Annotated in this window: 21 protein-coding genes; 7 read left to right on the top strand and 14 right to left on the bottom strand. The window is 65.6% G+C overall.

The annotated features are described in order from the left end of the window. Nucleotides 1-57: 57 nt before the first annotated feature. Entirely contained in the window at nt 58-1533 is a 1476-nt protein-coding gene (locus AC0Z35_RS24410; RefSeq protein ID WP_485133022.1) for an RsmB/NOP family class I SAM-dependent RNA methyltransferase, read from the bottom strand. A gap of 1234 nt (nt 1534-2767) precedes the next feature. After that, nucleotides 2768-3433: a phosphoribosylglycinamide formyltransferase gene (gene purN, locus AC0Z35_RS24415; RefSeq protein WP_120157530.1), complete on the bottom strand. Its 666-nt coding sequence runs from the start codon at nt 3431-3433 to the stop codon at nt 2768-2770. A 163-nt stretch (nt 3434-3596) separates the two neighbouring features. On the opposite strand from purN, the gene AC0Z35_RS24420 reads away from it, so the two are divergent. The 4 genes from AC0Z35_RS24420 (at nt 3597) to coaBC (ending at nt 9309) form a co-directional block, all read left to right on the top strand. Further along, nucleotides 3597-4562, top strand: a complete 966-nt coding sequence (locus tag AC0Z35_RS24420) for a bifunctional riboflavin kinase/FAD synthetase (RefSeq protein WP_046804667.1) — start codon at nt 3597-3599, stop codon at nt 4560-4562. Continuing rightward, on the top strand, nt 4552-7413 hold the full coding sequence (ileS, locus tag AC0Z35_RS24425; RefSeq protein WP_485132785.1) for an isoleucine--tRNA ligase: 2862 nt from the start codon (nt 4552-4554) through the stop codon (nt 7411-7413). The genes AC0Z35_RS24420 and ileS overlap by 11 nt, the downstream gene beginning before the upstream one ends. Nucleotides 7414-7415: 2 nt before the next feature. Next, entirely contained in the window at nt 7416-7949 is a 534-nt protein-coding gene (gene lspA / locus AC0Z35_RS24430; protein WP_046804669.1) for a signal peptidase II, read from the top strand. A 163-nt stretch (nt 7950-8112) separates the two neighbouring features. Then, a complete protein-coding gene (coaBC, locus tag AC0Z35_RS24435; protein WP_485132784.1) occupies nt 8113-9309 on the top strand; it encodes a bifunctional phosphopantothenoylcysteine decarboxylase/phosphopantothenate--cysteine ligase CoaBC in 1197 nt (398 codons plus the stop codon). Between the two features lie 89 nt (nt 9310-9398). On the opposite strand, the gene AC0Z35_RS24440 is transcribed toward coaBC, so the two are convergent. The 6 genes from AC0Z35_RS24440 to AC0Z35_RS24465 all read right to left on the bottom strand — a co-directional run bounded on the left by AC0Z35_RS24440 (nt 9399) and on the right by AC0Z35_RS24465 (nt 14833). Further along, nucleotides 9399-10403 carry a Bug family tripartite tricarboxylate transporter substrate binding protein gene (locus tag AC0Z35_RS24440; RefSeq protein ID WP_219990426.1) on the bottom strand — a complete coding sequence of 335 codons (1005 nt, stop codon included), beginning with the start codon at nt 10401-10403 and terminating at the stop codon, nt 9399-9401. A gap of 116 nt (nt 10404-10519) precedes the next feature. Beyond that, nucleotides 10520-11209: an AroM family protein gene (locus AC0Z35_RS24445; RefSeq protein WP_219990427.1), complete on the bottom strand. Its 690-nt coding sequence runs from the start codon at nt 11207-11209 to the stop codon at nt 10520-10522. Continuing rightward, nucleotides 11206-12135, bottom strand: coding sequence for a DUF1177 domain-containing protein (locus AC0Z35_RS24450; RefSeq protein WP_485132783.1), 930 nt, complete (start codon nt 12133-12135; stop codon nt 11206-11208). Before AC0Z35_RS24450 ends, AC0Z35_RS24445 begins: the two co-directional genes overlap by 4 nt. Further along, nucleotides 12132-12836 (bottom strand): dipeptidase PepE, encoded by a 705-nt coding sequence (pepE, locus tag AC0Z35_RS24455; RefSeq protein WP_104144442.1) that lies wholly within the window; start codon nt 12834-12836, stop codon nt 12132-12134. Before pepE ends, AC0Z35_RS24450 begins: the two co-directional genes overlap by 4 nt. Nucleotides 12837-12871: 35 nt before the next feature. Further along, nucleotides 12872-13639, bottom strand: a complete 768-nt coding sequence (locus AC0Z35_RS24460; protein WP_046804675.1) for an IclR family transcriptional regulator — start codon at nt 13637-13639, stop codon at nt 12872-12874. 153 nt (nt 13640-13792) lie between these two features. After that, nucleotides 13793-14833: a metal-dependent hydrolase gene (locus AC0Z35_RS24465; protein WP_319305289.1), complete on the bottom strand. Its 1041-nt coding sequence runs from the start codon at nt 14831-14833 to the stop codon at nt 13793-13795. Nucleotides 14834-14954: 121 nt separating this feature from the next. Here AC0Z35_RS24465 and AC0Z35_RS24470 point away from each other — a divergent pair, with 121 nt between their 5' ends. From AC0Z35_RS24470 to AC0Z35_RS24480, 3 genes are all read left to right on the top strand, one after another. Continuing rightward, a complete protein-coding gene (locus AC0Z35_RS24470; protein WP_104144439.1) occupies nt 14955-15593 on the top strand; it encodes a DedA family protein in 639 nt (212 codons plus the stop codon). Nucleotides 15594-15606: 13 nt separating this feature from the next. Further along, nucleotides 15607-16122 carry a hypothetical protein gene (locus tag AC0Z35_RS24475; protein WP_120156233.1) on the top strand — a complete coding sequence of 172 codons (516 nt, stop codon included), beginning with the start codon at nt 15607-15609 and terminating at the stop codon, nt 16120-16122. Between the two features lie 97 nt (nt 16123-16219). Continuing rightward, nucleotides 16220-16873 carry a dUTPase gene (locus AC0Z35_RS24480; protein ID WP_104144437.1) on the top strand — a complete coding sequence of 218 codons (654 nt, stop codon included), beginning with the start codon at nt 16220-16222 and terminating at the stop codon, nt 16871-16873. A gap of 77 nt (nt 16874-16950) precedes the next feature. Here AC0Z35_RS24480 and AC0Z35_RS24485 read toward each other — a convergent pair whose 3' ends face one another. The 6 genes from AC0Z35_RS24485 to AC0Z35_RS24510 all read right to left on the bottom strand — a co-directional run bounded on the left by AC0Z35_RS24485 (nt 16951) and on the right by AC0Z35_RS24510 (nt 22511). Beyond that, nucleotides 16951-18063 carry an NADH:flavin oxidoreductase/NADH oxidase gene (locus AC0Z35_RS24485; protein WP_485132782.1) on the bottom strand — a complete coding sequence of 371 codons (1113 nt, stop codon included), beginning with the start codon at nt 18061-18063 and terminating at the stop codon, nt 16951-16953. Nucleotides 18064-18165: 102 nt separating this feature from the next. Then, nucleotides 18166-18936 (bottom strand): ectoine/hydroxyectoine ABC transporter ATP-binding protein EhuA, encoded by a 771-nt coding sequence (gene ehuA / locus AC0Z35_RS24490; protein WP_104144436.1) that lies wholly within the window; start codon nt 18934-18936, stop codon nt 18166-18168. Continuing rightward, nucleotides 18933-19604 carry an ectoine/hydroxyectoine ABC transporter permease subunit EhuD gene (gene ehuD, locus AC0Z35_RS24495; RefSeq protein ID WP_046804682.1) on the bottom strand — a complete coding sequence of 224 codons (672 nt, stop codon included), beginning with the start codon at nt 19602-19604 and terminating at the stop codon, nt 18933-18935. The genes ehuA and ehuD overlap by 4 nt, the downstream gene beginning before the upstream one ends. Continuing rightward, a complete protein-coding gene (gene ehuC, locus AC0Z35_RS24500) occupies nt 19601-20254 on the bottom strand; it encodes an ectoine/hydroxyectoine ABC transporter permease subunit EhuC (protein ID WP_485132781.1) in 654 nt (217 codons plus the stop codon). The genes ehuD and ehuC overlap by 4 nt, the downstream gene beginning before the upstream one ends. A 9-nt stretch (nt 20255-20263) precedes the next feature. Then, entirely contained in the window at nt 20264-21178 is a 915-nt protein-coding gene (gene ehuB / locus AC0Z35_RS24505) for an ectoine/hydroxyectoine ABC transporter substrate-binding protein EhuB (protein WP_104144434.1), read from the bottom strand. A gap of 178 nt (nt 21179-21356) precedes the next feature. Next, the gene (locus AC0Z35_RS24510) at nt 21357-22511 is read right to left on the bottom strand and encodes an ABC transporter substrate-binding protein (protein WP_104144433.1); all 1155 of its coding nucleotides are present in this window, start codon (nt 22509-22511) and stop codon (nt 21357-21359) included. Nucleotides 22512-22519 lie beyond the last annotated feature (8 nt).

Below are 22519 nucleotides of genomic sequence, written 5' to 3' on the forward strand. Positions count from 1 at the left end.
GCAATCCGAAGATCGCAGGACCCGCCCACCGACCGGTGTCGCCGCCCGCCCGGAGCGTCAGGCGGGTTTGTCCTGCTTACCGGCGTCGGCTGCCGGATCGGATACCGCCTCAGACGCTGCCGACTCAGGAATCAGCTGGGCATCGTCCCCAGCCTCGGAATCAACGGCTGCCGGCGGGGTGGCCGTCGCGGTCGCCGTTTCCAGTTCCAGACCCGATTGCTCGTCAGGGATGCCATCTTCCAGCAGATCGGCGTCGGCCGCTTCCGCTGCCACAACGGCGTCCGCACCCGCTGCCGTGTCGGTGGCCGCGCCCTTCTTTTTGCGCTCGAATACCGCCGCGAAGAAGCCGTCCGTGCCGTGCACGTCAGGACGCAGTTGCAGATACGGGCCTTCCAGCTTCAGGTTTTCGCAACGCGAAGCCAGGATCTCGGCCGCGTCCACGCGTTCAAAGTCGGGATGGCTGGCCAGGAAGCGCTCGGCCTGTACTTCGTTTTCTTCGGCCAGCAGGCTGCACGTGGCGTACACCAGGCGTCCGCCCGGCGCCACGCATCGCGCGGCGCTGTTCAGAATGCGCTCCTGCAACTGACCCAGTTCGGCCAGTGCCTGCGGGTGCTGGCGCCACTTCAGGTCGGGATTGCGGCGCAAGGTGCCAATACCGCTGCACGGGGCGTCCACCAGCACGCGTTGCGCCTTGCCGGCCAGGCGCTTTACGCGGGCGTCGTTCTCGCTGTCGATCACAACCGGCACCACGTTCGACAGACCGCTGCGCGCAAAGCGCGGCTTGGCACGGGCCAGGCGCGCGGCCGACACATCAAACGCGTACAGGCGGCCGGTGGAGCGCATCAGCGCGCCCAGCAGCAGCGTCTTGCCGCCGGCGCCCGCGCAGAAATCGATGATCATTTCGCCACGGCGCGGCGCGACCAGCAGGGCCAGCAACTGGCTGCCTTCGTCCTGAACCTCGATGCTGCCGTTTTCGAATTGCGGCCAGCGGTTGATCGCCGGACGCCCTTCCATGCGGATGCCCCAGGGCGAAAACGGCATGGCGACGGGCTCGTAGCGGCCTGCACTTTGTTGCAGTTCCGTCAGCATGGCGTCGCGTTCGACCTTAAGCGGGTTGACGCGCAGATCCAGGCTGGCCTGACGGTTCAGCGCTTCGACCAGCGTGTCCGGGCTGTCCATCAGCGCCAGGCGCTCGTCGAGCCAATCAGGGATGCTTCCCCGCACGGCGCGCGGCAACGTGGACAAATCGATCTGCGACACGCGCTTGAGCCATTCGGCTTCGGCGGCATCCAGGCCCTCTTCCAGCGCTTCGGCGCCCAGGGTGGCGTTCAAACCAAGAATAGCCAGGCGACGCGACGCGGGACCCACGCCGCTTTCGCCGAATTGGCGGTAGCGACGCAGGTGACGCAGCACGTCGTAAACAGCTTCGGCGACCTCGGAGCGATCGCGCGCGCCCAGGTTCGGGTGGTGGCGCAGCCAGTGCGACAGCGCGGCGTCGGCCGGATAGGTCCATTGCAGAATTTCGCCCAGCACGCGTTGGACTTGATCGATGCGGATGGCCGCATACGATTGGCGCGGACGGTTGAACTGCGGCTTTTGCGACGACTGTTCGCGATTGCCCTGCCCGGCGTCACCGCCGCGCGGGCCGGCATACTGGCCGCGTTCGCCACGGTCATCCCCACGGGGGCCGTCGTAGGACGGGCGCGGCTGACGTTCATGGCGCTCGGCGCCATAGGAGGAACCGCGTTCACCCCCACGGTGCTCGGCCCCGTAGGAACCGCGTTCGCCGCCACGGCTTTCACCACGGGGACCATTGTTATAGGACGGACGAGAATCCGGGCGGCCTTGGCCTTGCCCGTGTTCACCACGACGTTCCGAACCATAGGAAGCACGTTCGCCGCCACGATTCTCGCCACGCGGGCCGTTGCCGTACGACGGACGGGAATCCGGGCGGCCTTGGCCCTGGCCGTGTTCACCACGACGTTCCGAACCATAGGACCCGCGTTCGCCGCCACGATTCTCGCCACGCGGGCCGTTGCCGTACGACGGACGGGAATCCGGGCGGCCTTGGCCCTGGCCGTGTTCACCACGACGGTCCGAACCATAGGACGCGCGTTCGCCGCCACGATTCTCGCCACGCGGGCCGTTGCCGTAGGACGAACGGGAATCCGGGCGGCCTTGGCCTTGCCCTTGTTCACCACGACGTTCCGAACCATAGGAAGCACGTTCGCCGCCACGATTCTCGCCACGCGGGCCGTTGCCATAGGACGGACGCGAATCCGGGCGGCCTTGGCCTTGTCCTTGGCCACCACGGCGCTCCGCGCTGTAGGAACCGCGCTCGCCGCCACGGTTTTCACCGCGCGGGGCGTCGTAGGACGGGCGGGGGGCCGGGCGGCCCTGGCCTTGCCCTTCCCGGCGGTCACCTCCGAACGAGCCGCGATCGCCGCCAAAGGAGCCGCGATCGCCGCGCGCCCCGGCACGGCCTTCGCCGCGCCCTTCGCCACGTTGGGCGTCAAACGACGCGCGCGGCGCCGGGCGGCCCGCATCGCGGGCGGGACGCTCATCGCGCCCACGCTCGGTGCGCTGCTCGCGCGCGGGCGCCTCGCGGGCTTCGCCCTTCGGACGCGAGAAAAAGGACCGACCGTCGCGCCCTTCGGAAGCGGCCCTCGGGGAGCCTGCCGGACGAGAACGCGGAGATTGGGGTTTAGTCATGGTGTGTTCCAGTGGGGCGGAGGAGTTCCGCCCGGTAAAAGCGATTCGGGGCCGCTCAGGCAGCCGGCGACCAGGTGAAAAGGCGTGCGGGATCCCCCTGCACGTCCACTCGATGGTCGGTTGTCAGGGTAACCCGGCCTTCGGCCAGCCAGCGCACGGCGGCCGGAAAAGCCTGATGTTCTACTGCCAGCACGCGGTTGGCCAGCAGTTCGGGCGTATCACCGGCCAGAACCGGCACACAGCCCTGCGCAATGATCGGGCCGTGATCCAGCACCGGGGTCACGAAATGCACCGTGCAACCGTGCACCCGCACGCCCGTGGCCAGCGCTTGCGCGTGGGTATGCAGGCCGGGAAACGCCGGAAGCAACGACGGGTGAATGTTGACCAGCCGACCGGCGTAATGGTTGACGAAGCCCGGCGTCAGCACGCGCATGAAGCCGGCCAGGATGACGTAATCGGGCGCATAGCGGTCGATTTCGGCGGCCAGCGCGGCATCGAAAGCATCCCGGCTGGCGTAGTCCTTGTGATACAGGGCCGCGGTGGGAATGCCCTGGGCGGCCGCCCATTCCAGGCCGCCCGCGTCAGGGCGGCTGGCGATGACGGCGGCAATGTCAGCCGGCCAGCCCTCATTTCGGCAGGCCTCGGCCAGCGCCTGCATGTTGCTGCCCCGCCCTGAAATCAGGATGACAAGGCGGCGCTTAGAAAGTTGTGTTTCCGGCAAGATAAAGAATCCAAAGATGGCCCCCAACGCGCCCGGCTGGGACGCGGTTCGCTTGGCGCAGCGGGCTTGTCCGCCCTCTTCCCACGCCATGAAAACCGGTCGGCGCGTGAACGATTGGGGGGATTGGAACAAACCCGGAATCCAAAATTGTAAACTCTCGCTCGTGAAACCATCGCTGCGTATCTACCGATCCCTGCCTCCGCCCGACCGGCGCGCTCCTTGCGCGCTGACGATCGGCAATTTCGACGGCGTCCATCGCGGGCATCAAGCCATGCTGGCGCGCGTCTGCGAAGCCGCCCGCGAGCGCGGGCTTACCCCTTCCGTGATGACGTTCGAACCGCATCCGCGGGAGTACTTCGCCACCTTGAACCAACGCCCCGAACTGGCGCCAACCCGGGTTTCCGGGCTGCGCGACAAGCTGTCGGCGCTGGCGCGCTACGGCGTTTCCCAAGTCGTGGTGCAGCGCTTTAACGCCCGGCTGGCCGAGATGTCGGCCAACGCCTTCATCGAAAACCTGCTGGTGCAGGGCCTGCAAACCAAGTGGCTGCTGGTGGGCGAGGATTTCCGCTTTGGCCATAAACGCAGCGGCGATATCGACCTGCTGCGTGAAGCCGGCATGCACCACGGATTCGAGGTGCAGACGCTTGCCGACGTCACCGACCAACAAGGTCATCGCATTTCCAGTTCCGAAGTCCGCACGGCCTTGGCCGTAGGCGATCTGGACCGTGCGCGCCATCTGCTGGGCCATCCGTACCATATCAGCGGCCACGTCATCCACGGCCAGAAACTGGGCCGCACGCTGGGCTACCCCACGATGAATCTGCGCGTGGCCGAACGCTGCGCCGCGCGCTCGGGCATTTATGTGGTGCAGGTTTATGGCCTGGCCGACCGGCCGTTGCCCGCCGTGGCCAGCCTGGGCGTGCGCCCAACCGTTGAAGACCGTGGCCGAGTGCTACTTGAGTCACACCTGCTCGACGACACCGTCAACGCTTACGGTAAACTCGTACGCGTCGAATTCCTGCACAAGCTGCGGGACGAAGAAAAATTTCCTGACCTCCCTTCCCTGACTGCCGCCATCGCCGAAGACGCGCGAAACGCGCGCGCCTATTTTGCCGTTCATGGACTATAAAAAGACCCTCAACCTGCCCGATACCCCCTTCCCCATGCGGGGCGACCTTGCCAAGCGCGAGCCCGCCTGGATTTCGCAGTGGGAGGAAAACCACGTCTACCAGGCGATTCGTGCGGCCAGCCGCGGCCGGCCGCGTTTCGTGCTGCACGACGGCCCGCCCTATGCGAACGGCGACATTCACATCGGCCACGCGGTCAACAAGATCCTGAAGGACATCATCGTCAAAAGCCGCAACATGGCCGGCTATGACGCGCATTACGTGCCCGGCTGGGATTGCCACGGCATGCCGATCGAAATCCAGATCGAAAAGAAATACGGCAAGCACCTGCCCGTGGCCGAAGTGCAGTCGAAGGCTCGCGCTTACGCGCTTGAGCAGATCGACCGCCAGCGTAAGGATTTCAAGCGTCTGGGTGTGCTGGGCGAATGGGATCGCCCGTACATGACGATGAACTTCAGCAATGAAGCCGACGAAATCCGCGCACTGGGCCGCATCCTGGACAAGGGCTATGTGTTCCGTGGCCTGAAGCCCGTGAACTGGTGTTTTGACTGCGGTTCGGCACTGGCCGAAGCCGAAGTCGAATACGCCGACCGCGTCGACCCTGCCGTTGACGTGGCCTTCCCGTTCGCGGAACCGGCCAAGCTGGCGGCGGCTTTCGGGCTGGACTCGGTGGACAACGGCGCGATCGTCATCTGGACGACCACGCCCTGGACCATCCCGTCCAACCAGGCGCTGAACGTGCACCCCGAAATCGAATATGCGCTGGTGCGTGTATCGCCCGCGCCCAAGTTCGGCCCGCTGCTGCTGGTGGCCAAAGACCGCGTAGAAGCGTGCCTGAAGTCGTGGAACCTGGAAGGCGAAATCATCGCCACGGCGCCCGGCCAAGCGCTGTCCGAAATCGAATTCCGCCATCCGCTGGCGCAGTTCAACCCGGCCTACGATCGCCGCGCCCCCGTCTACCTGGGCGACTACGTCACGGCCGACTCGGGCACGGGCGTCGTGCACTCGGCCCCGGCCTACGGCATTGAAGACTTTGTGTCGTGCAAGGCGCACGGCATGAAAGACACCGACTTCATCAGCCCCGTCATGGGCGACGGCAAGTACGTGGACAGCCTGGCGCTGTTCGGCGGCCTGTCCATCTGGGACGCCAACCCCAAGATCGTCGAAGCGCTGACCGAAGCCGGCGCGCTGATGCACGTGGAAAAGCACAAGCACAGCTACATGCACTGCTGGCGCCACAAGACGCCGATCATCTATCGCGCCACCAGCCAATGGTTCGCCGGCATGGCCGTCGCCCCGAAAGACGGCGGCCCGACCCTGCGCGAATCGGCGCTGGCCGGTATCGACGCCACGGCCTTCTACCCGGCCTGGGGCCGCGCCCGCCTGCACGCCATGATCGCGAACCGCCCGGACTGGACCCTGTCGCGTCAGCGCCAGTGGGGCGTGCCGATGGCCTTCTTCGTGCACAAGGAAACCGGCGAGCTGCATCCGCGCACGACCGAATTGCTGGAACAGGTGGCGCAGCGCGTTGAGCAAGGCGGCATTGAAGCCTGGCAAGCGCTTGAACCGCGCGACCTGCTTGGCGACGAAGCCGACCAATACGAAAAGAACCGCGACACGCTTGATGTCTGGTTCGATTCCGGCAGCACGCACGCCACGGTGTTGGGCGGCAAGGACGGCGACTTCGCCGGCTCGCACGGCGCCGAACTGGGCTGGCCCGCCGACCTGTACCTGGAAGGCTCGGACCAGCATCGCGGCTGGTTCCATTCGTCGCTGCTGACCGGCTGCATGCTGTACGGCCAACCGCCGTACAAGGCGCTGCTGACGCACGGTTTCGTCGTTGACGGCCAAGGCCGCAAGATGAGCAAGTCGGTGGGCAACGTGATCGCCCCGCAAAAGGTGTCCGACTCGCTGGGCGCGGAAATCCTGCGCTTGTGGGTGGCCTCTACCGACTATTCGGGCGAGCTGTCCATCTCGGACGAAATCCTGAAGCGCGTGGTCGAAGGCTACCGCCGCATCCGCAACACGCTGCGCTTCCTGCTGGCCAATGTGGCCGACTTCGACGCGGTGTCGCAAGCCGTGCCCTACGGCGACCTGTTCGAAATCGACCGCTACGCGCTGGCCATGACGGCGCAGATGCAGGCCGAAGTGCAGGCCAACTACGAACGCTACGACTTCCACCCTGCGGTCTCGCGCTTGCAGACGTTCTGCTCGGAAGACCTGGGCGCGTTCTACCTGGACATCCTGAAAGACCGCCTGTACACGTCGGCCCCGGGCAGCGTGGCGCGCCGCTCGGCGCAGACGGCGTTGCTGGATATCACCCAGACGCTGCTCAAGCTGATGGCCCCGATCCTGTCCTTTACGGCCGAAGAAGCCTGGAAGGAACTGGTCGGCTCGGCACTCAAGCACCAGGCCGACGCCGCGCGCACGACCATCTTCACCGAGGTCTATCACGCGTTGCCGCCGTTTGCCGACGCCGATGCGCTGTCGACAAAGTGGTCGCGCCTGCGCGCCATTCGTGCCGAAGTCCAGCGCAAGCTGGAAGAGGTGCGCACGGCGGGTGATATCGGTTCGTCGTTGCAGGCCGAAGTGGATCTTTACGCCAGCGGCGACGACCAGCAACTGCTGGCCAGCCTGGGCGACGACCTGCGCTTTGTGCTGATCGTGTCGCGCGCCACCGTGCACGCGGGTGAAGGCGAGACGCGCATCGAAGTCACGCCGTCGACGCACAAAAAGTGCGAACGATGCTGGCATTGGCGCCTGGACGTTGGCCAGGACGCGGACCACCCCGAGATCTGCGGCCGTTGCGTGTCGAACCTGTTCGGTTCGGGCGAAGCGCGCGACAAGGCATGAACATGGCCCGCCCCTCTGACGCCGGAGCCTCGGTCGCCACCTCTACCCGCGCCGCGCCCGCGCGCGTGGGCGGCTGGCTGGCGCTGGCGCTGCTGATCATTGTGCTGGACCAACTGACCAAGGTGTACTTCAACACCTCGTTTCAGTATGGCGAACGCGTCAACGTGCTGCCGGTGTTCGACTTCACGCTGATGTACAACCGCGGCGCGGCGTTCAGCTTCCTGGCGTCCGAGGAAGGCTGGCAGCGCTGGCTGTTCACCGGCCTGGGCTGCGTGGCCGCCGTGGTCATCACGATCATCCTGCGTCGCACGCATGGCCAGCCGCGCTTCAGCCTGGCGCTGACGTTGATCCTGGGCGGCGCCATCGGCAACGTCATTGATCGCGTTGCTTATGGCCACGTGGTGGACTTCCTGCTGTTCTACTGGAACGAGTCCTACTTTCCGGCCTTCAATCTGGCCGACGTGGGTATCAGCTGCGGCGCCGTGCTGCTGGTGCTGGACGAGTTGCTCCGCGCCCGTAAGAAGCCTCAGGCCTGACGCCTCGCGCCGGGGCGTTCTGCCCCGGCCGCCCCTGCTCCACCCGGCTTTTGCCTCGCTTGATACCCCCTGAATGCATGACGAACGGCGCAATGCCGCAATGCAGAATAAAATCACCCTCCATTCCTCGATTTCACGGCGCTGAACCCGCCGCCACGCCCTCATGCTCGATCTCGCCCGCAAACGCATCGTCCTCGGTCTGACCGGGGGCATCGCCTGCTACAAAATCGCCGAGCTGGTGCGGCGCATGACCGAACAAGGCGCCACCGTCGATGTGGTGATGACCGAGGCGGCCACGCACTTCATCACCCCCGTGACGATGCAGGCCCTGTCGGGCCGCCCGGTTTTTGTGGACGCCTGGGACGCGCGCGTGCCCAACAACATGGCGCACATCGACCTGACGCGCGGCGCCGACGCCGTGCTGATCGCGCCCGCCAGCGCCGACTTCATGGCCAAGCTGGCGCACGGCATGGCCGACGATCTGCTGTCCACGCTATGCCTGGCGCGCGCCTGCCCGTTGCTGGTGGCGCCCGCCATGAACCGCGAGATGTGGGCCAACCCGGCCACGCAGCGCAATGTGCAGCAACTGCGCGCGGATGGCGTCAGCGTGTTGGGGCCGTCCGCTGGCGAGCAGGCTTGCGGCGAAACGGGCGACGGCCGCATGCTGGAAGCGCACGAGCTTCTGACCGATCTGATTGCTTTCTTTCAGCCCAAGCTGCTGGCCGGGCGCCATGTGTTGTTGACCGCCGGCCCCACGTCCGAACCCGTGGACCCGGTGCGCGTGCTTAGCAACCGTTCGTCGGGCAAGACCGGCTACGCGCTGGCCCGCGCCGCGCGTGAAGCGGGCGCTCGCGTCACCTTGATTACCGGTGCCACGTTCCTGCCCGTGCCGCGCGGCGTGACGGCGCTGTCCGTCATGACGGCGCGCCAGATGCACGACGCGGTCATGGCCAGCGCGGCGGACGCCGACATCTTCATCGCCGTGGCCGCAGTGGCCGACTGGCGCGTGAAGAACGTCAGCACGCAAAAGCTGAAAAAGACGAGCGAAGGCGGCGGCGCGCCGATGATGGAATTCGAACCGAATCCGGACATCCTGGCTGAAGTGGCCAAGCTGGAAAACGGCCCGTGGTGCGTGGGCTTTGCGGCCGAGACCGAAAAGCTGGCCGAACATGCCGAAGCCAAGCGCCAGCGCAAGGGCATCCCGCTGCTGGTGGGCAACCTGGCGCACAAGGTCATGGACGCCGACACCACCGAACTGGTGCTGTTCGACGAGCAAGGCGCGCATCCGCTACCGGCGGGCGACAAGCTGGAAGCGGCCCGCCGCCTGATCGCTGAAATCGCGGCGCGCGTACCGGACTAGTATATTTTCTGGCCTGATTGGTTTCGGCCGGATCTTTTCCGACCGGATATCCCAGCAAAAAAAGAAGGGCCCTTACGGGCCCTTCTGCTTTACTGCTCCAGGCTGATGTTCGCGGCCTTCACGATATCGGCCCATTGCTGCCGATCCTTCTCAAGAAACTGCGCCGTCTTCTCCGGCGTCATTTCCGTAACCGGCTCGGAACCCAGGCCCGCCATCTTTTCAACCAGCGCCGGGTCTTTCAGCACGTCTTGCAGCGCGGCGTAATAGGCAGCCAGCACGTCGGCCGGCAAACCCGCGGGTGCGAACACGCCCTGCCACGTTGGCATGTCGAAGCCCTTCAGGCCTTGCTCATCCAGCGTCGGCACATTGGGCAACTGCGGCGCGCGCTTGAGCGAGGCCACGGCAATCGCCTTGACCTTGCCTTGCGCGGCCAGCGGCGCGGCAGTCGAGATGTTGTCCATTGTCATGGCGATGTGCCCGCCCAGCAAATCCGTGATGACCGGCGCCGCGCCACGATAGGCCGCGTGCGGCACCTTCACGCCCAACTTGTACAGCATGGTCTCGGCGATCAGGTGGTTGGAAATGCCCACGCCCGCCGTGCCGTAGGTGGCCGTTGGCGTCTTCTGAAAATACGCTTTCAACTCGGCCAGATTATTGGCCGGCACATCCTTGTTGACGATGACCACGTTGGGTTGCACGGCAGCCAGCGTGATCGGCGTGAAGTCCGACGGCTTGTAGTTCGTGCCCTTGGGATTCAGGACGTGCGTGATGGCCATGGAACCGGCGGCCGCGATGCCGATCGTGTAGCCGTCGGCAGGCGCTTGCGACAGGCGGTACGCCATGATGTTGCCGCCTGCGCCGGCCAGGTTTTCAACCACAACGGACTGCCCCAGGCGCTTGGACAGCGGATCGGCAAGCAGACGCGCCAAGGTGTCGGCCGAGCCGCCGGGCGCAAAGCCCACCAGCAGCCGCACGGGCTTGGTGGGCTTCCACGCGTCGGCGGCGTGGGCGGGCGCCAACAGCGCGGGCAAGACCGTCAAGACAGTAACGGCGGACAAGGCGCCAACGGCGCGGTGCAAGGTACGGCTGAACATGAAAACAACTCCCAACAATAAATTGACGAAGACAGCTTCGTCTCCCCATGCCGCTCATCCGGCATGGCGGCGGCGTGAAAATGCCACCGCCACGCCGTGCTGAAACATCGGCGGCTTTATTCCAATAATTGCGACAAGGCCTGCGCCACGATGCGGTTGGACAACAGCACCGGCCGGCCGGAGGCTTGGGCCACCGCGTCGCGCATCCGCTGCCCATAGCCCATGCAATGCATGACGATCAGGTCGCACGATGCCAAGGCCTGCCCGGCTTGGGCGAAGTTTTGCGCGGCCCGCAGCGCATCGGCTTCATAGGGCGACGCATGCACGATCTGCGTGCCGCAGGCCAGCGGCACCGCCAGGTGAAAGAAGTCGACCTGTTCAGCCAGGGGCACAACCAGCCCCACGTTGCGGCAATGCTGCGACAAGCCCGCGACCAGGTGGTCGACGACCTGCTGCGGCTCAACCACCAAGGTGCGCATGGGCGCGATGGCGGTGCCCGTGCACAGGGGCACCAGCGCGTCGTAACCGGCGTCGTCCGCCTGCCGCATCACCTGGGCCAACCGGGCTTCGGCGGCGGCGGCGTCCAGCTCGATCTGCGTGCCGTCGCGCATGCGGGTGGCAAAGCGATATTCCCCGTCGCGCGGGGCCATCGCAGCCAGCGCGGCCGCGTCCAAGCCATCCAAGGCGCCAAATTCATCGATGTGTACGGCCTCGCCCAGCAAGCGAGCCATCTCGGGCACGACGTCGCTGCGCGGCGATTGGCCGATGGTGAAGAACGCCACGCGGCGTGTCACGGCGGCGCTCATGCCGCACCGCCATCGTCATGCCCAACGGTTTGCAAGTGCGCCATGGATCCGTATCGCGCTTGCAGCGCGCGCCATTCCGCGTCATCGAAGAACGTCATCGTGCGCTGGCCATACAGCTTGGCAATTTCGATGCAGAAACGCATCGCTACGTCGGCATCCACCGCGTTGGTCACGCCGGTGGCGCAGCCGGGCACGGTGGTTTGCGCCGTCAGCGCCACGCCAACGACAGGCGCGTCGGTGACGATCGCCGGTTGCATCAGCGAGTTCACGTGCCACAGGCCGTTTTCGTAGGGCGTGATGTCCTGCGTCGTCAAAGGCAGCGTCACGGGAAGTTCGCCGCTGACCCAGCCCATCACGTCCAGCATCGTTTCGGGAATGCGCAGCAGATAGCCCTGTTTGGCCACCGGCGTCAGCGCCACGCCGCGCTTGTTCACCAGGCGGTTGCCGCGCGTGGTGTCCACGGACAGGATGGCGTCCATGCGCGGGTCCACCTCGTGCGACATCATTTCGCGCATGGGAAAAGGCGAGCGCATCATCGGCACGGGATGATGCGGACGCGTGCCGGCGCGCGGGCAGATGTGCGTGCGGATGCGCACGGTGCCCGGCATCACGTCGCCCTGGCGCGCCATGGCCATCAACTTGAGCGCCGCGGCAATCGCCACCACCGCCCCGTCGCTATCGGACACCAGGCCGGTCACGGCGGGCCGCGCGCCGATGCCGCCCAGGCGGCCGACTATGCCCAGTTGCGGCGCGGACGCATCCAGGCCCGGAATGACGATGGACAGAAAATCGGTCGCCGCGCCGTCGCGTTCCAGGCGCGTGACTTGCACCTCGCAATCGCCCGCGTCGCGCAACACCCGCGCCACCTCCTCGCCGGTGATGTGCGCCGAGGACAGGAGTTCGATGGTGTCTATCACCTGCTTCATGCCGCGATCTCCAACGGGCCGGGGCGGAACACGCGCGGCTCGGTGTGACCCAGGAACAGCGGCGCATCATGCGGGCCGACCAGCGCCACCTTGGCGCCGCGCACGCGCAGCCCCGCGCCTTCGGGCAGCCCCAGCACCGGCATGTCGGGATTCAGGGTGCAGAACTCGGCCAGGCGTTGGGCCCGCGTTTCGCCTCGGTGGCCGGGAGGATGCGCGTTGGTGTAGTGCGGGTTGATCTGGAACGTGATCAGGCCCAGGCCGTCGAAACCACCCGGGTCGGTAATGGGCATGTCGTTGGTGGTGCAGATGGTGGGGCACGTCAGGTTGGAGCCCGCGCTCCAGCCCAGATACGCCGCGCCCTCGCGCACGCGGCGCTTCACCACGTCCAGCAGGCCTTGACGGCGCAGCTGGCCCAGCAGGTTGAAGGTGTTGCCGCCGCCCACGATGATGACGGCGGCCTTTTCCAGCGCCGCTACCGGGTCTTGCGCGCGGTGCAGGCCTTCGATGGCAAGGCCGGTGTCCGCCAGCGCGGATACCACCAGCGCGGTGTAGTCGTCCCAGTCACGCGTGACGCCGGCGAATGGCACAAAGACGGCGGGCGCGCCTTGCGGCAAGGATTCGATCAGCTCGCGGATATCGGGCATGGCGTGCACCAGGTAGCCGGCGTCGCTGCTGGAATTGCTGAGTAGCAAAAGGTTCATGGGGAAGATTCCATCAACAAGGCAAAGGGAAGAATTCAGGTCAGCCAGTAGGGGTCGTTCAACTTGCGGCCCAGGCCGGCCACTTGCGTCAGGACCAATTCACGCAAGCGCGCGACGCGCTCGGCATCGGCCTGAAACGACACGAACGACAGGCACAGGCCGCGCAATTCGCCGGTGGCCGGGTCGCGCACGGCGGCGGCCACGGCGCCGATGCCGGGCATGGCCTGGTCGATGGCGACGCCGTAGTGATCGGCGCGCGTCTGCTCGACCAGCCGCGCCAAGTCGCCCACGGTAGCGGGGCAATCGCGGCCTTCAGTGGGCAGCGGCTGCGCGGGGTCGGCGCCATAAAGCGCCTGGAATTCGGCATCGCTCAAGCGCGACAGCAGTGCGCGGCCCATCGCGGTGCCCGACGCGTTGCGGCGGGAACCGGGCGGCGACAGCACCTGCACGGGATGGGACCCGTTCAAACGTTGCAGCACCACGGTTTCGCGCTGGTTCAAGGTGGACAGGTAGGCGGTCAGCCCGCTGTCTTCGGACAGCCGTACCAGCACATCGCGGCAGGCTTCGTCCAGCGGGGTGGCGGCCATGCCGGCGCGTACCGCCTGCGCCAGCAAGGCGCCAGGCCGATAGCGGCGCGTGGCGGGGTCCTGATCCAGCATGCCGTAACGCTGCATATGGTTCAGCAGGCGCGATGCCGTGCTCTTGGGCATGGCCAGGCGCGCCGCGACGTCGGTAAAGCTCAGCTCCATGGCGCCGTCCGCGTAGAGCGACAGGACGCGCTGGACTCCATCGAGAATGCTCATGCTTGTTCCATAAAACGGAACCTGGGTTCCTTAATAGAGAACAAGAATAAGGCGGGCGCGGAACGCGGTCAATACCGATCGTTGCCGCAAAGAAAAAGCCCCCGGGGTGCCGGGGGCTGGAGGCTGGGACCGCGTGGGTTTCAGCGCGGAGGATTAGCGGTCGGCAAGCGTGGACCACTGCGCCAGCGGCAACGGCGGCTGCGCATGCAGGATGCGCGCCAGCACCAGCTTCAATTCCGCCCAACCGCCCCGCTCGCTGGGCCAGGTGGACGGCGTCACCGGCGTCCAGCCGCCGCCGGGCGTGCGCTCGGCCATCTTGAAGCGAAAGGTGTAATGGCCCGCCATGCCCATGCGCAGGTCACTGACGACCAGCGCGTCGCCAATGGCGTCATAGCGCAGCCAATCATCGGTAAACCAGCGCAGGCGTTGGTGCAAGGGCACATCGTCCAGCACCCGGGCCAGGTCCAGGTTCAGCGGCTGACGCAGCCATTCCGGCCGGTCGCGATCAAACAGGCTGCTGACGGCTTCGTAATAATTGCCGTCCGCCGTCTTGGCGATGACCCGCCACACCAGGGTGTTGAACGGCATCGACACGGCCCGCAGCTCGGTCACGGCAATGCCTTCCTGGCGCATCGCGTCGCGTACGCGGTCTTCGGCCACCATGCGGCTGGCCAGGCCGAAACCCAGGTACGCCGTGCTGAAGATCAGCGCGCCGGCCATCAGGCGCCGCGCGCGGCCCGTCATGCCGACGGCGATGGCGAAGAGCACCGCCAGCAGCAAGGGCACGGTATAGACCGGGTCAATAATGAAGATTGCCGACCAGCTTTCGGGAACGGGCGTCAGTGGCCAGAAAAGCTGAGTGCCATACACGGTGAAGGCGTCCAGCACCGGGTGCGTCACCAGCACCAGCCATAAGGTCAGGAACAGCCGCCTGCCGCTATACGGCGCCTGCGGCCAATATTTGCGTATCAGCCAGGCAAGCAACAGCGCCAGCCCGGTCAGCACGAATATCGAATGGGAAAAGCCACGGTGGTAGGTCATCAGCGACACCGGGTCGGGATAGCGCATCAGCACGTCCAGGTCGGGCACCGTTGCCAGCGCCGCCCCGTACACCAACGCCCGGCGCCCCTGAAACCGCCCCAGCATGACGCCCTGTATGCCCGCGCCCAGCACCGCTTGTGTTACCGAATCCATAGCTTCCCAATCAACCCCGTCAGTCGCACCGCATCAATCAGACAGCCTAGATAACATTTGGCCATCCAGGTAGGCGTTAAGATACCCGATTGCTTTCAGCTAATTTTCAGACTTCGCCTTCATGGATCAATATATCGACAAAATCGGGCTGTTCATCGAGGCCAACCAGGTGTGGGCCGGCCCCATCACCTTCCTGCTGACGCTTGGGGAATCGCTGGTGTTGGTGGGCCTGTTCATCCCCGCCACGGCCCTGATGTTGCTGACCGGCGGCTTGATCGGCGCCGGCACGCTGGACCCCTGGGGCGTCATCGCGTGGGGCATCGCGGGCGCCATCGTCGGCGATGCAATTTCCTACTGGCTGGGGCGCTGGGCCGGCCCGGGCGTGTTGCGCCGCTGGCCGCTCAAGCAGCAACGCACCGGCGTGGCGCGTGCGCGGCTGTTCTTCTACCGCTATGGCTTTGCGTCGGTACTGATAGGCCGTTTCCTCGGCCCGATTCGCTCGACCATCCCGACGGTGGCCGGTGTGATGGGCATGGCGCATCACCGCTTCCAATTGGCCAACGTCATGTCGGCCCTGCTCTGGATGCCGCTGATGCTGGCGCCGGGCTACATCACCGCGCGCAGTCTGGGTACCGCGGAAAATGCGCAGCAGATCGCCATGATGATCGGCGCGGGCCTCTCAGTGCTGCTAGGATGCGGGCTTCTGCTGGCGATGGTGCGCAAGCGCCGCCAGCCGGCGCGGCAACGGCGCAGCAACTGATCGGAGAATTGGCATGGCGATAGACCTGGAGCCCAAAGACGGCGATTTCGCGCGCTACATCGAAAACCTGTCGCAGGCGGGCGGCGTCACGCCAGGCAAGGTGCCCGAAAAGCGCCGTGCGTCCGCTCAGGCGACAGCCACGGTAGCCGTGCCCGCGCCCGCCACGGGCGATTCCTTGTCCACCGCCCCTTGGGGCAATACCGCATCGCCGCGCTCGTCCGCCGGCGCGCCGGGCGCCACTGCCCCGTCGGACGCGGCCGATGCATCGCTGGCGGGGCGCGCCCGCCAGCGCAAGGTCGGCATCATCCTGACCATCGGCGGCGTGTTGGCCGGTTGGGCGGCGGTCAACATCGCGTTCCGCGCCCTGCGGGCTTCGCATTTCGAGCTTGATCAGCTGATGCCCGCCGTGTTCCTGGCCTTCTTCGCCTTCATGCTGCTCAAGGCGGCCGGCAGCGCGCGCAAGCCGCGCGGTATGTCGCCGGGCAAGCTGCCGCCCTTGAAGACGTCTTCGTATCGCAAGGACAGCTGAAGCCGGGCGGACGCGCATGGCAATGGTGCTAACATTTCCGCCGCTGTCGCAAAGACCCTTGAAGAATTACGGAGTGAAAGTGAATAACGTTGTCGGATTGAACCAGGCCCAGGCGGCCACGATGCTGAAGTTGCAAGACCACTTGAACAGCATGATCAATCCTGACTGGGTCAACGGCGGTTCGCGCTTCCTGCGCGCCGCCTTCGTCGAATCGGCCGAGGCGCTTGAGCACTACGGCTGGAAATGGTGGAAAAAGCAGACCATCGACCTGCCCCAGGTGCAAATGGAACTGGTCGACATCCTGCACTTTTACCTGTCGCACACCATCGTCCAGGCCGGCGGCCAGCAAGCCGAGGCGGCCAGCGCGCTGATGGCAGACCTGGCCACGCCCGCCTCCGTCACGCTTGATGGCCGCGCCTACGCGCTGGACGGCCTGCCGGTGCCGGAACTGCTGGAGCTGATCGGCGGCCTGGCCGTTTGCGGCCGCGCCAGCTACAAGGTGCTGGAACAGACCATGACGGCGTGCGAAATGAGCTGGAACGACGCCTACACCCAGTACGTGTCCAAGAACGTGCTGAACATCTTCCGCCAGCAACATGGCTACAAGGAAGGCACGTACATCAAGATCTGGAACGGCGAAGAAGACAACGTGGTGCTGGCGCGCCTGCTGTCGCAACTGGACCCGACCAGCGCTGATTTTGCCGATGCGATGGCGCGCGAGTTGGAACAGGCCTACGCAGGCCTGAAGTAATCCGGAGCCATCCTCGTTCGGACAAAAAAATCGCCGCGATACGCGGCGATTTTTTTGTGTCCCGGTCAGCCGGGATGTCAGCGTTGGCCGAAGCGCGTTTCGCCGAACAGTTCCTTGAATTCACGCGGCTGCGAACGCCAGTACTGATGCGGCGCGGCGACCTGGCCGCCCAGTTGCGCGGCCGCATGCCACGGCCAGCGCGGGTCATACAGCATGCCGCGCGCCAGCGCGACCATGTCGGCCTGCCCTTGCGCCAGGATGTCCTCGGCCTGCTGCGCCTCGGTGATCAGGCCCACCGTGATCGTGGGCATGCCAACCTGCCGCTTGATCTCGGCCGCGAACGGCACCTGGTAGTTCGGCGCCACGGGAATCTGCTGCTGCGACGATACGCCGCCGCTGGACACGTCGATGAACTCGCATCCCAGCGCCTTCAGCCGATGCGCGAACGCAATGGTCTGGTCCAGGTCCCAACCGCCCTCGACCCAATCGGTGGCCGACACGCGCACGCCCAAAGCCATCGACGCCGGCACGACTTCACGCAGCGCCTGGAAGACTTCCAGCGGAAAGCGCATGCGGTTTTCAAGCGAACCGCCATAGGCATCGTCGCGCTGGTTGGCTACCGGCGACAGGAATTGATGCAGCAGATAGCCGTGCGCGGCATGCACTTCGATGGCGTCAAAGCCCAGCCTGATGGCGCGCCGCGCGCTGTCCACGAAGGCGTTGCGCACGCGCGCCAGCCCGGCTTCGTCCAGCGCATGGGGCGGCGGCTCGGAGGCCTTGTGCGCGATGGCCGATGGCGCCCAGCCTTGCCAGCCGCCTGCCGACGGCGGCACCAACTGGCCGCCGTTCCAGGGCGCGTCGCTGGACGCCTTGCGCCCCGCGTGGCCCAGCTGGATGCCCAGCTTGATGGGCGAATAGCGCCGCACCGCCGCCACCACGCGGCCCAGTGCCGCTTCCGTTTCGTCAGACCACAGGCCCAGATCCCCCGGCGAAATCCGGCCGTCGGACTCGACGGCGGTGGCTTCCGTAAACAGCAGCGCCGCACCGGACAGGGCCAGGTGACCCAGGTGGATCATGTGCCAGTCGTTGGCACAGCCATTTTCGGCCGAGTATTCGCACATCGGCGCGATGACGATGCGATTGGACAGCTGGACGTTGCCAACCGACGTGGGACTGAACAGGTGACTCATGTAGGCCTCCGGGCTTGGGATGCGAAAGCATAGCGCCCCGGCCATGACACCGGCCGCAATCCCATCGCCCCCGTCAGGGTTAAATGCGTGCGGTCGCTGCCCCTATTGCCCTTCGATCACCGAATCCAGGAATTGACGCGTGCGCGCTTCTTTCGGCTGGCTGAACAGCACGGACGATTCAGCGTCCTCGACGATGTTGCCCTGGTCGAAGAACAGCGTGCGATCCGAGCTGCGTTCGGCAAACTTCATCTGGTGCGTCACGATGATCATCGTCATGCTGCGGCGGGCCGACAGCTTGCGCAGGATCTCCAGGATGCCGCCAACCAGCTCGGGGTCCAGCGCCGAGGTCACTTCGTCGAACAGCATGATTTCCGGGCACATCGCCAGCGCGCGCGCGATGCCCACGCGCTGCTTCTGGCCGCCGGATAACTGCGCGGGGTAAACGTCCAGCTTGTCGCCCAGCCCCACCATGTCCAGGTATTCCACGGCGCGTTCACGCGCCTGGTCCTTCGTCATGCCCAGCACATGCACCGGCGCTTCCATCGTGTTGCCCAGCGCCGTCATGTGCGGGAACAGATTGAAGTGCTGGAACACCATGCCGATCTTGCCGCGCACGCGCCGCAGGTATTCGGAATTGACGCCCACCGGCCGGCCCTGATCATCGGTCCACATCGGCTGCCCGTCGATTTCAATGTCGCCGCTGGTGGGTTGGTCCAGCGTCATCAGCACCCGCAGCAAGGTGGATTTTCCCGAACCGGACGGCCCGATCACGGCCACCGTCTGGCCCGCTGGAATTTCCAGGTTGATGCCGCGCAGCACCTCCAGCTCTCCGTAACGCTTGTGCAGATTCTTGATGGTCAAGCTGGCGCTCATCGCTTTCCTCCATATCGTTGCAGGCGGGCCTCCAGGCCGCGCACACCCCATGCCGCCACCAGGCTCAACGCCAGGAACAGCACGCCCACCAGCGTCAGCGGTTCGGTGTAGCGGAACGTGGCCGACCCGATCATCTTGCTTTGTTGCAGCAGTTCAACCACCGTGATGGCCGACAGCAGCGGCGTGTCCTTGAACATGGCAACCAGGTAGTTGCCCAGCGCCGGCACCACGGGCGGAATCGCCTGCGGCAACACCACGCCCACCGCCGTGCGCCAGCGCGACATGTTCAGCGCCGTGGCCGCTTCCCACTGCCCACGCGGCACCGCTTCGATGCCGGCGCGGTAGACCTCGGCGCAATACGTGGCGTAATGCAGCCCCAGCGCCACAATGCCGGTGGCCAGCGGCGACATCTGCGCCCCCGTCAGCGGCAGCACATAGAACAGGAAATACATCTGCACCAGCAGCGGCGTGCTGCGGATGAACTCGATCACGAAGGCGGTAGGCAGCGACACGATGCGCAGGCGCGAACGCCGCATCATCGCCAGGACCAGACCCAGGGTGACGGCCACCAGCATGCCCAGCACCGTGGCCTCGATCGTGATGATGAGCGCCGAACCGAGCGTAGGCAGGATCTCCAGCGCGAAAGCCCAATCGAATATCGGTGTCATCGGACTCGGACCCTCCGCTCAAGGGCGCGCACGCCGGCCGTGATCACCAGGGCGACGGCAAAGTACATCAGCAGCATCAAGGTAAAGATCTCGGTCGTGCGCAGGGTTTCGCTGCGCAACAGCTGGCCGCGGAAGGTCAGGTCCGTGATGGTGATGAGCGAGACCAGCGCGGTGTTCTTCATCAGTTCGATCAGCAGGTTGCCGGCGGGCGGCAGCATGGCCGGAATCGCTTGCGGCACCACGATGCGCCGCAGGATCTGCGCGCGAGTCAGGTTCAGGGCCACGCCCGCCTCGCGCTGGCCGGGCGGCACGGCACGGATCGCGCCGCGCACGACTTCGGCCCCATAGGCGCCCGCGTTCAGGGCCAGCACCACGATGCCCACCAGCATGGCCGGCAGTTGCACGCCAAACAGCGGCAGCACGAAATAGAACCAGAACAGCTGGACCAGGGCCGACGTGCCCCGGAAGACTTCAACGTACACGGACGACAGCCACCGCAATGGCCGCACGGGCGACAAGCGCCCGACGCCCGATGCCAGGGCCAGCGGCACCGCCAATACGACGGCGCCCCCCATGATTTGCAGCGTCACCACCAGCCCCTCAAGCAAGGGCGGCACGAGTGTCGCGATGTGTTCGGAAACGACTTGCATCGGCGCTCCTTACTGGCCGGCGCAGAGCTTGGCGGCCGTCACACCCTGCGGCAGTTCCTGATCGGTGAAGCCAAACGGCGCCACCAGTTTCTTGTGCTCGTCGGTGCCGATGAATTTGGCGAGTTCGGCGTTGAAGGCATCGGCAAAGGCCTTGTCGTCGGTGCGGAAGGCATACGCGCCATAGCCGCGCACACCCTTGCCATCGATCACCGGGTCGGTGAAGGGCTCCGCCTTTTCCAGGCCGCTGCCCGCTTGTGTCTTGCCCATCAGGTCGTTGATGGTCAGCGCCGTGGCCGCGTAGGCGTCCGCGCGGCCCGCCTGCACGCCGGACAAGGCGCTGACGGCGTCGGGGAAGACCACCACCTGGCCGGCGGGCACCTTCACTTTTTCGGCGTACTCGCCTTCGATGGCGCCCACGACAACGCCCAGTTTGGCGTCGGGGTTCTTCACCACGTCTTCATAGCTGTGCAGGTTCTTGGGGTTGCCCTCTTTGACCAGGAAGGCCTCGCCCACGCCGTAGGTGGGGTCGGAAAACGCGACCTGCTGGCAGCGTTCGGGGGTGACGTACATGCCGGCGGCAATGATGTCGAAACGCTTGGCGGCCAGGCCGGGAATTAACGAGCCGAATTCCGTCAGCACGCCTTCCACTTCATTGATGCCCATGCGCTTGAGCACCACGCGCGCAATCTCGACCGATTCGCCGGTGACTTTGGCTTCCTTGCTGTCCATGTACGCAAACGGCGCCTCGTTGGCATAGCCGATACGGATCTTGCCGGCGGCCTTGGCGGCGTCAAGCGTGCTGGTTGCGGTAGCCGGCGCGCCGCCGGCAGCGGACGCGGGCTTGTCTCCGCCCGAGTCCGAACACGCGGCCAACACGCCAAGGCCCAGGGCCAACAGCAAGCGTTTGGATTGCAGCAAGGTCATGAATGATTTCTCCCGAATCTATTTCTAGGTGCATGGCTTCGCTAAAAATAATACGCTATTAAATGATTTCGACACTAATCATATGGGCGTAAAAAAGCGGGCCTAAGCCCGCTTTTAGCGTCCGTTGCCCTATGAAGCGTTAGCAAACGTTACGGTACGTAGAAATCCGTGGCGGCGGCTACTGGGCGTACGAGAAGCGCCCGTTCTTGACCACGCCCATCACTCGTGCCCGCTCGTCGAAGCCCTGGTGGTTGTCCTTGGAAATGTTCAGGACCCCATTGGGAACGATCAAGTCGCGGGTGTTTTCCAGGGCGTCGCGCAAGGCGCCCCGGAATTCCGGCGTGCCGGGCTTGGCGCCCGTTTTCAGTGCCCGGCCCACTGCCGAATCCAGCAGCATCCAGGCGCCATAGGCGTCGCCCGCGAATTGCGTCAACGTGTTGGCGCCGTACTGGCCTTCATACTTGTCGGCAAATTCCACAGCAACCTTCTTGACCGGGTTGCTGTCCGGCAGTTCGCGCGCCACGACGCCGGGGCCGGTCGGGAACAGCGTGCCTTCCACATCGCGGCCGCCCACTTGCAGGAATTCCAGCGTGCCGATGCCGTGCGTCTGGTAGATGGCGCCGGTGTAACCGCGTTCCAGCAGCGTCTTTTGCGGCAGGGCCGACGGCGTGCCCGCGCCTGCGATCAGCACTGCGTCCGGCTTGGCGGCAATCACCTTCAACGCCTGCCCCACCACCGACGCGTCCGTGCGCTGGAAGCGTTCCTGCGCCACGATCTTCAGGTCGGTGCCGGCCGCCGCGGTGAATTCCTTCCACCAGCTGTCGCCGTAGGAATCCGCGAAGCCGATGAAGGCCACGTTCTTGAACCCTTTCTTCTTCATGTCGTCCACCAGCACGGTGGCCATCAATGAATCGTTCTGGGGCATCTTGAACGCCCAGGCGCGCTTGGGGTCGGACAAAGGTTCCACGATGACGCTTGAGGCGGCCAGCGCAATCATGGGTGTCTTGGTTTCAGCCAGCACGTCCAGCGCGGCCAGGGCAGCCGCCGTGGTGTTGGGGCCGACGATGGCGTCGACCTTGTCTTCGGACGTCAGCTTGCGCATGTTCTTCACCGCGCGGCTGACGTCGGTGCCATCGTCCAGCACCACATAGCGCGCCGGTTCGCCGCCCAGCGTCTGCGGCCACAGGCGGATGGCGTTATTGGTCTGGATGCCGATGGCGGCGGCGGGGCCGGTCGTGGACACATCCACGCCAATCACGATTTCGGCATGGGCGGACAAGGCGGGCAGCGCCAGCGCAACGGCGCAGGCATAGCGTAGAAAAGTGCGAGACATGACAGCAG

Source organism: Achromobacter sp. 1L-A-4-B-C2 (assembly GCF_057291955.1).